Source organism: Nonomuraea monospora (assembly GCF_039531895.1).
In the GTDB taxonomy this organism is placed as follows: Bacteria; Actinomycetota; Actinomycetes; order Streptosporangiales; family Streptosporangiaceae; genus Nonomuraea; species Nonomuraea monospora.
The window spans coordinates 115,597-123,932 of record NZ_BAAAQX010000042.1 but is presented as its reverse complement, the minus strand read 5'-3'; the positions used below and the strand labels follow the sequence as shown (position 1 = coordinate 123,932).

Genomic DNA, 8,336 nt, shown 5'->3' with positions numbered 1-8,336 from the left:
CCGACCACGACGCCTCCCACCACGCCCACCACGACGCCTCCCACGACACCGACCACCACGCCTCCCACCACCGAGGAGCCGCCGCCGGACACCTCGGTGCTGGGCGTGACCGTGGGTGAGATCACCATCGGCGAGAACGGCGTCGCCACCAGCACGATCGGCCTGCGCACCAGCGGCACCGGCGCCGTCACCGCCATCGCCACCTGGTCGGCCCCCGGCGAGGACGGCCGCACCGAGCGCCTGAACCTCAGCGGCGCCGGCAGCTACACCCAGCGCCTGACCTGGTCGCTGGGCGAGCGCACATGCGGCAAGACGGTCACCCTGACCGTCACCACCCTCCCCGCCCCCACCGGCGGCCCCCGCTCGGCGTCCGTGACCCTCCCGGCCTGCCCGACCAAGGTGACCGCGCTGAACGTCACGCTCAACCTGCCCGCCGCCCCCGCCCGCACCGCCGCCGCGCGGGTGCGGGTCACCGCGAGCGGCACGGGTGAGATCCCGGTCAGCGCCCGGTTCGCGGTCAACGGCGACCCGGTCGCCACCCGGTCCGCGACGCTGTCGGGCCGCACCTCGTACGGCGAGACGTTCAGGCACGTCTTCCGCACCCGTCCCTGCGGCTCGACGCTGTCGGTGCAGGTGAGCGCGGGCGACAGGACCGACACGGCGCGCGTCTCGGTGCCCTGCCCGCCGCGCGTGCGGCAGGTCTCGATCGGCGAGGTCGGCACCAAGGGCGGGCTCAGCGCGCCGGTCAGCGTCACCGCGGGCGGCACCCAGCCGGTACGGCTCACGGTCAGGTTCAGGGCCGGCCAGTCCACGCACACCCGGACGGTCACCCTGTCGGGCGACACCTCCTACAGCCGGACCTTCGCCTACGAGGTGCGGCTGCCATGCGGCACGAGCTGGTCGGTGACGGCCGCCACGACGCCCGCGGCGGCCAGCGGGACGGCCACGCGCAGCGGCAGCACGCCGAAGTGCCCCGAGGAAGAGCCCACGAAGGAACCGACCAAGGAGCCGACGAAGGAGCCGACCAAGGAACCCACGAAGGAGCCCACGCAGGAAGCCACCAAGGAGCCGAGCAAGGAGCCGAACCCCGACTCCCCCGGCACCTCTGAGTGATATTTATCCAGTTGTCGTATATCGGTAGCGGGAAAGCGGTTCCCTCTGGTTAAGCTACGGACCGTTTGATGAGGGTGGGGGCCCACAGAACTCCAGAGGAGTCCGTTATGTACGGTGATGGGCCATGGGGGGTCCCCGGCTACACCGAGGTGCGTGAGCTCGGCTCAGGCGCGGCCGGTCGGGTGGTCCTGGCCACGCGTGACTACGACGGCGCGGAAGTCGCCATCAAGTACCTCAGCGACGAGCTGAGATCCGACGTCGGGTTCGTCGCCAGGTTCCGGCACGAGGCCCGCTTATTGGCCACGCTGCAGAGCCAGTACCACGCCCGGCTGATCGACTACGTCGAGGCGGGGCAGGGCGCGGCCATCGTCATGGAGCTGGTCAACGGCGTGTCGCTGCGCGAGCTCCTCAGGTCCGAGGGTCCCACGGGCGCCGAGGCGGCGCTGACCGTGCTCAAGGGCTCGCTGCTCGGCCTGGCCTCCGCGCACGCGATCGGCGTCGTGCACCGCGACTTCAAGCCCGAGAACGTCATGGTGCGCGGCGACGGCACCAGCAAGCTCGTGGACTTCGGCATCGCCGTCCGGGCCGGCGAGGAGGCCGGCGCCGCGGGCACGCCGCCGTACATGGCGCCCGAGCAGTGGGCGGGCGCGCCGGCCGGTCCCTCGACCGACGTGTACGCGGCCACCGTCGTGTTCTTCGAGTGCCTGACCGGCATGCGGCCGTTCCGCGCGCCCAACATGGCGGCGCTGGCCCGCCAGCACCAGAGCGCGCCGCCGCCGGTCGAGGAGGTGCCGGGGGCGCTGCAGGGGCTGGTCGAGCGCGGCCTGGCCAAGGACCCGGCCGAACGGCCGCCGTCGGCGGAGGCGTTCCTGACGGAGCTGGAGGCCGTGGCGACGGAGGCGTACGGACCCGACTGGGAGGAGCGCGGGCGGCGCCGCCTGGCCGCCCTGGCGGGCCTGCTCGTGCTGCTCTTCCCCAGCGCGCTGGACGAGCCCGCCGAGACGCAGACCTCGCTCGCCGAGACCCGCTTCGCCGAGCCGACGAAGCTGCTGAGCAAGCTGCCCGCCAAGATCGCCATGGGCGCGGTGGGCGCCGGCGTCCTGATCGCCGCGGCGGTCGTCATCCTCACCTCCGGATCGGCCACGCCGGTGCTCCAGGCGGGGACCAGCACGGTCACGCCCACCACCACGGAGGCGTTCACACCCGAGCCGGAGGAGACGGTCCCCGAGGAGACCGCCGAGCCGACCCTCGACGAGACCACTCCAGAGCCCACCCCGACGGACTCGGCCACCGCCGCGCCGCCGGTCGTCCAGCCGACCGCCACCAAGCCCGCCAAGCCCGCCAAGACGCCCACCCCCACCCCGGTGAAGACGCCGCCCAAGACGAAGAAGCCCACCCCCAGCCCCACGCCGACAACCCCGGACCCGCAGATGAGCGGCGAGGTGGAGGACAGCGTGCCCGCCACGACCGGCCCCACCTCGGCGAGCCCCACCCCCGTCCCGTCGACTCCGACCCAGTCCCCGCCGCCCTCCACGACCCGTCCCTCTGAGACCCCCACGGGTGACGACAACGGAGAGCCAGGCGGCGAGGAGCCCACGCCCGAAGAGCCGCCGCGCAGGGAGTCCGCCGCCGCACTGCTGGCGCTCACCCTGGTGACTACGGGCGCACTACCGGTCACACTTGCGGTGAGGCGCAGGATGGCGGGACGCCACAGAAGGAAGCGCTAGACGCGGCCGGGGGGCAACGGCGATGGACAACCCTGGAAACGGTATCGCCGGGTTTCGGCTCACCGAGCACACGTGGATGACCGAGCTCGGCAACTGGATCGACGCCATCTCTCCTGACGGGCGCAGGGCGGGGGCCCTGCTGTTCGATCCCAAGCTCATCGGGCTGCCCGGCGTGCGCGACCGCGTCGTCCAGGCGGTCATGACCGATCAGCGGCTGGTGCTGGCCGGGCTCACCGGGCTGATCCCGGTGGCCGACGTGGTCGCGGCGGGCGACCAGGTGTGGCTGCTCACCGCGCAGGCGGTCTCGCCCACGCTGGCCGACCTGCTCGCCGTCGCGCCCATCGATCCGAACGGCGCGGCGTCCGTCCTGGTGGAGACCGCCCAGACGCTGCTCGCGCTGCACGCCGCCGGGACGACGCACGGCTCGGTGCACCCCGGCACGGTGGTGATCACGGCGGAAGGCGTCTCGCTGCTGTCGGAGCGCGGCCTGTACGACGCCATCCGCGCCCAGGTGTCACCGCGCGAGCGCGACGCGGCCGGATGGGCCTCGCTGGCCCGCGGGCTGGCCGCCGCCGTCGGGCGCGGCGCTCCCGAGCCCGCCGAGCTGTTCGAACGAGCCGCGGCCACCGCCCAGACGCTGGGCCTGGGCACCGCGCGTGACCTGCTGGTCAACGAGCGGGGACGGTTGCCGGGAGGCCGGATCAGCCGGGACGGGCTGGCCAGGGCGGCGCGCGGGCGGTCGGCGTTCGCGCAGGCTCCGTCGTACGCGCGGCCTCCGGTCCCGACGCCGCAGGACGAGGGCGACATCGTCACGCTCCTGCGCGTGCCCGGACAGTCGGCGGGACCACTGCCTCCAGGCGCGGCGGGCGGCTTCGGCGGGGCGGGCGGGTCCAGTCGTTCGAGTGTCAGCACTCAGCCGCAGGAGCCGTCGGGGCCGGTCCAGTTCGGGCCCGGTGTGAGCACGCAGCCGCAGGGAGGCGAGACGCCCGCCCAGCGGATCTGGCGGGAGGGGCGCGGCGAGGCGGCCACCGTGCACCGCCCCGGCGGCCGGGCCGCCAAGGCGTCGCGGGCGAGACGCCGCCGTACGGTCCTGGCCACGGCCGTCTTCGCGGTGATCATGGCGGGCGCGATCCTGGCCTGGTTCACGCTGGGCAACACCCCGGACCTGGCGGTGAAGTCGATCAACGTGGTGGCGCCGAAGAAGACGCAGGGCTGCGACAGCGCCGTCATGATCACCGCCACCGTCGTCACGAACGGCGCTCCCGGGGAGATCACCTATGAATGGCGTAAGAATCTGGACAAGGAAGTCGTCAAGGGAACGCTGCGCACCAAGGCCGACCAGACCTCGTACACGGTGCCGCTGAGGTGGACGTTGCGCGGCAAGAGCAGCGTCAAGGCCACCGCGACACTGCGCGTCCTCACCCCTGGACCGGTGATCACGGACAAGGCGAGCTTCGCGTACAAGTGTTGATCTCTCGCCCGCCGATGCATCTCGCCCATGCATCTCAAAGCGGTTCTTACTAATCTGGCGAACATGACCACGCAGACCCCCGCGGGCTGGTACCCGGACCCCTACGGAGAGCCCCAGCTCCGCTGGTGGGACGGCAACCAGTGGACGGACGCCACCCATGCGCAGGAGCAGGGCCCGGCGCAGCCGCAGCCGTCCTCCGGGCCCCAGCCCCAGCCCCCGTCGCAGCCGCACTCCCAGCCGCAGGCTCAGCCCCCATCCCAGCCGCAGTTCCAGGCCCAGCCCCCATCCCAGCCGCAGTCGCAGCCGGGTCCCGGCTGGTCCATGACGCCGGCGAACCCCACCGCCCAGTTCGGCCAGCCGACCTACGGGCAAGGGGCCTACGGCGCGCCCTCCGCCCCCACCCAGCAGCAACAGCAGCCGCAGTGGGGCGGCGCGCCGCTGCCAGGCCCCGGCTACGGGCCGCCGCCCAAGCAGAGCAACCCGCTGCCCTGGGTGTTCGGCGGGCTCGCGGCGCTGCTGGTGATCGCGTTGATCGTGGTCGCCGGGATCTTCTTCATCAACAGCGGCGACCGCGACAACACGGCGCAGCCCAGGCAGAGCGACACGTTCGAGCCGCAACAGCCGCCCACGAACGAGCCGCCCACCCAGCAGCAGCCGCTGCCCAGCCAGGGCGCCGAGTTCCCGCAGCCGGTCGGCGGGGTCGTCACCGACCCGCGCGCCGGCGTCTCCTTCCAGGTGCCGGACGACTGGGACGTCGCCGCCCCCGCCGACGTCAACAGCGGCAGCCCCACGGACCAGCAGTTCACCGCCGGGGTGAAGGCCGTCTCGCACGAGAACTACCAGGGCGACGGCGACTGGATCGGCAACGTCTACACGGGCGTGCTGAACGAGCTCTACCCCTACACCGGCGTCTCGGGCATGGGCGACACGGCCAAGGCCGTCTTCGTGCACTTCTCCACGCAGTACTACCAGCTCGCGCACGAGAGCAAGGTCGTGGCCGACAAGGCCATGAAGATCGGCGACCGTGACGCGTACGTGCTGCAGTTCGAGCTGGACTTCACGAAGATCTCGGAGGAGAACGGCTACAAGTGGAAGAAGGAGAACGGGGCCATCGTGCTGATGGACCGCGGCGAGGGCCAGAGCCCGGCGATCATCTACGTGTCCGTTCCCGACAATCTCGGCACCGACGTGGTGAGCAAGGTTCTCAGCTCGCTCAAGCCCGCCTGACCGGTGGCACTAGGCTGGTGGTGTAACAAGCGGGCGGATTGCTCCGAGCCGCTGGGCGAGGAGATCGTATGAGTGACTTGCTGGTCTGGATCGACTGCGAGATGACCGGGCTCGACCTGAGCCGAGACGCGCTCGTCGAGGTGGCGTGCGTCATCACCGACAGCGAGCTCAATCAGCTGGACGAGGGCGTCGACGTGGTCATCAAGCCGCCGCCCGAGTCGCTGGAGCAGATGTCGCAGGTCGTGCGCGAGATGCACACCGCCTCGGGGCTGCTGCCCGAGCTGGCGGGCGGCGTGACGCTGTCCGAGGCGGAGTCGCTCGTGCTCGACTACATCCGCCGCCACGTGCCCGAGCCGAAGAAGGCCCCGCTGTGCGGCAACTCGATCGGCACCGACCGCACGTTCATCGCGCGCGACATGCCCGGGGTGGATGCGTATTTGCACTATCGGATGGTGGACGTCTCGTCCATCAAGGAGCTGGTACGCCGCTGGTATCCACGGGTCTACTTCGCGGCGCCCGAGAAGCAGGGCGGACACCGTGCTCTGGCGGACATCACGGAGAGCATCAGGGAGCTGCGGTACTACCGCGCGGCCATCTTCGTCGGCCAGCCCGGGCCCGACTCGTCCACGGCCAGAGCCCTGGCTGAGCGCGTCAGCGGTTAATCGAGTGGCGTAAAGACTCCCGAATCCCGCTACACTTTTCCTGTGCCGCCACACAGCGGGCGGCCGTGGTGGGTGTAGCTCAGTTGGCAGAGCGCCAGGTTGTGGTCCTGGATGTCGAGGGTTCAAGTCCCTTCACTCACCCCACGGCGAACGGCCGGTCCTTGAGGACCGGCCGTTCGCGTTTTCTTCTGGTTCTTCTGGGCAACGACCCCAAATCATGACAATGCGGGTTATGCTCGCTGTCTAACGCTAACGCCGGCAGCACGGGGGCCATCGGCGATCTTGACAGTCTGCGCGCCCCCGGAGGCCGGATGAGAGTCGACGACGCAGCTTTCGATAGCGTGTTCACGTCCTTGAGCAAACGAGAAGCCGAGGTCATGGACCTGATCGCCACCGGTCAGTCCAACGGGCAGATCGCACAGCGGCTGTTTCTCAGCGAGAAGACCGTCAAGAACCACGTCAACCGGATCTACGCCAAGCTCGGCGTGGACTCCAGGGTCACGGCCATCGGGCTGTGGCGGTCGCGGCGGCAGTAGCGATCGGCGGCGGCTCTCACCTGGCCTTGCGGCGAACTCCAGGGCCGCACCGGGTGATCGTCGTGCGCCAACACCCCCAACGGCCCACCACCCCCGCCCCCCGCCCGCCCGACGCGCCCGCCCGTCCGACTGCGCCTGCCCGACGCCGCGCACGGGACGGCCACGCACCCGGCGCGCGCACAACACAGGCACGACTACACACGCACGGCTCAGGCCCTCAGGCGCGACGCGACGCGGGCACAGGCGCGCGCACGACTCGGACGCGCGCGCGGCGTGGCGGGGAGGGCCGTTTGTGGCATCCCGAACCCGCAGACGGGTTTAAGAGAAGCTGGCGGTGCCATTGACATCCATGAGCCCGTTGAGGGGGAAGGAGAGATCATGGTGCAGAGAGCGCGTGTCGTCGTCGTGGGTGCCGGTTTCGCCGGATTGGCGGCGACGCGGGAGCTGGCCAGAAGCGGAGCCCTGGTGACGCTGGTGGACCGCAACCCGTACTCGACCTTCCAGCCCCTCCTCTACCAGGTGGCCACGGCCGGCATGGGCACGGCGGACGTGTCCTACCCCACCAGGACGTTCGCCGCGAAGTGGCCGAATGTGCGGGCGCGCCGGGCGGCGTTGAGCAAGATCATGCCGGAGGAGCGGCGGGTGGAGTTCGACGACGGCGGGTCGCTCGACTACGACTACCTCGTGCTGGCCACCGGCGTGACCACCAACTGGCTGAACGTGCAGGGCGCCAAGGACAACGCGTTGCCGATCTACTCGCTGGCCGACGCGGCGATCCTGCGGCGGCGGTTGCAGCACTACCTGGAGGACACCGCCGCGGGCCGGCGGGAGAGCACGCACGTCGTGGTGGTCGGGGCCGGGGCGACGGGGGTGGAGATGGCGGGCACGCTGGCCGAGTTGCGGCGCAACACGTTGCCGCTGACGCATCCTGAGGTGCGGCCGGACCAGACGAGCGTGACGCTGGTGGAGCGCTTCGAGTACGTGCTGGCGCCGTACAAGCCGCGGTTGCGGGACTCGGCGGCGAAGGCGCTGCGCAAGCGCGGCGTGCGGCTACGGCTGGGCGCGACCGTCTCCGGCGTGGAGCCGGACGCGGTGCTGCTGGAGGACGGGACGCGGCTGGACAGCGACGTGACCGTGTGGGCGCTGGGCGTGACGGCGCCGCCCGAGGCGGGTTCGTGGGGGCTGGAGCAGGGCAAGGGCGGCCGGATCACGGTGACGGAGGCGTTGAACGTCCCGGGGCGGCCGGAGATCTTCGTGGTCGGCGACCTGGCCGGGCCGCCGCATCCGCTGCCGCAGCTCGCGCAGCCGGCGATCCAGATGGGCAAGCACGTGGGCCGGGAGATCGCCGCGATGGCCAAGGGCGGGCAGGCGAAGCCGTTCTCCTACAAGGATCCCGGGATCATGGCGACGGTCGGGAAGGCCGAGGCGGTGCTGCAACTGGAGAACGGGCTGACGATGCGCGGGCTGCCCGCCTGGCTGGTGTGGATCTTCATTCACGTGGCGTACCTGCTGGGCGGCCGTAACCGGCTCAGCGTGCTGCTCAACTTCTTCTGGCGGTACGCCGGCCCGCACCGAAGCAGGGCCAGCGTCACCCAGTGAT

7 protein-coding genes and 1 tRNA gene are annotated in these 8,336 nt (G+C 71.3%); all 8 read left to right on the top strand.

Going from position 1 to position 8,336, the window contains the following annotated elements; genetic code table 11:
* On the top strand, positions 1-1,113 hold a 1,113-nt coding region (locus ABD331_RS50055), incomplete at its 5' end, for a PT domain-containing protein (RefSeq protein WP_344492610.1).
* A 107-nt stretch (positions 1,114-1,220) separates the two neighbouring features.
* Positions 1,221-2,840: a serine/threonine-protein kinase gene (locus tag ABD331_RS50050; protein WP_344492607.1), complete on the top strand. Its 1,620-nt coding sequence runs from the start codon at positions 1,221-1,223 to the stop codon at positions 2,838-2,840.
* A gap of 76 nt (positions 2,841-2,916) precedes the next feature.
* On the top strand, positions 2,917-4,311 hold the full coding sequence (locus tag ABD331_RS50045) for a protein kinase family protein (protein WP_344492604.1): 1,395 nt from the start codon (positions 2,917-2,919) through the stop codon (positions 4,309-4,311).
* 63 nt (positions 4,312-4,374) lie between these two features.
* Entirely contained in the window at positions 4,375-5,538 is a 1,164-nt protein-coding gene (locus ABD331_RS50040) for a DUF2510 domain-containing protein (protein WP_344492601.1), read from the top strand.
* A gap of 68 nt (positions 5,539-5,606) precedes the next feature.
* Positions 5,607-6,200, top strand: a complete 594-nt coding sequence (gene orn, locus ABD331_RS50035) for an oligoribonuclease (protein WP_148434564.1) — start codon at positions 5,607-5,609, stop codon at positions 6,198-6,200.
* A gap of 68 nt (positions 6,201-6,268) precedes the next feature.
* Positions 6,269-6,344, top strand: a tRNA-His gene (locus ABD331_RS50030).
* Positions 6,345-6,553: 209 nt separating this feature from the next.
* Complete coding sequence (locus ABD331_RS50025; protein WP_240972793.1) at positions 6,554-6,736, top strand: LuxR C-terminal-related transcriptional regulator; 183 nt, start codon at positions 6,554-6,556, stop codon at positions 6,734-6,736.
* A gap of 378 nt (positions 6,737-7,114) precedes the next feature.
* The gene (locus ABD331_RS50020; protein WP_344492590.1) at positions 7,115-8,335 is read left to right on the top strand and encodes an NAD(P)/FAD-dependent oxidoreductase; all 1,221 of its coding nucleotides are present in this window, start codon (positions 7,115-7,117) and stop codon (positions 8,333-8,335) included.
* Position 8,336: the final 1 nt, after the last annotated feature.

What these genes read in the sequence shown, in the direction of transcription:
- ABD331_RS50050 (WP_344492607.1), top strand. Translation starts at nt 1,221, where the DNA reads ATGTACGGTGATGGGCCATGGGGGGTCCCCGGCTACACCGAGGTGCGT.
- ABD331_RS50040 (WP_344492601.1), top strand. Translation starts at nt 4,375, where the DNA reads ATGACCACGCAGACCCCCGCGGGCTGGTACCCGGACCCCTACGGAGAG.
- ABD331_RS50045 (WP_344492604.1), top strand. Translation starts at nt 2,917, where the DNA reads ATGACCGAGCTCGGCAACTGGATCGACGCCATCTCTCCTGACGGGCGC.
- ABD331_RS50020 (WP_344492590.1), top strand. Translation starts at nt 7,115, where the DNA reads ATGGTGCAGAGAGCGCGTGTCGTCGTCGTGGGTGCCGGTTTCGCCGGA.
- orn (WP_148434564.1), top strand. Translation starts at nt 5,607, where the DNA reads ATGAGTGACTTGCTGGTCTGGATCGACTGCGAGATGACCGGGCTCGAC.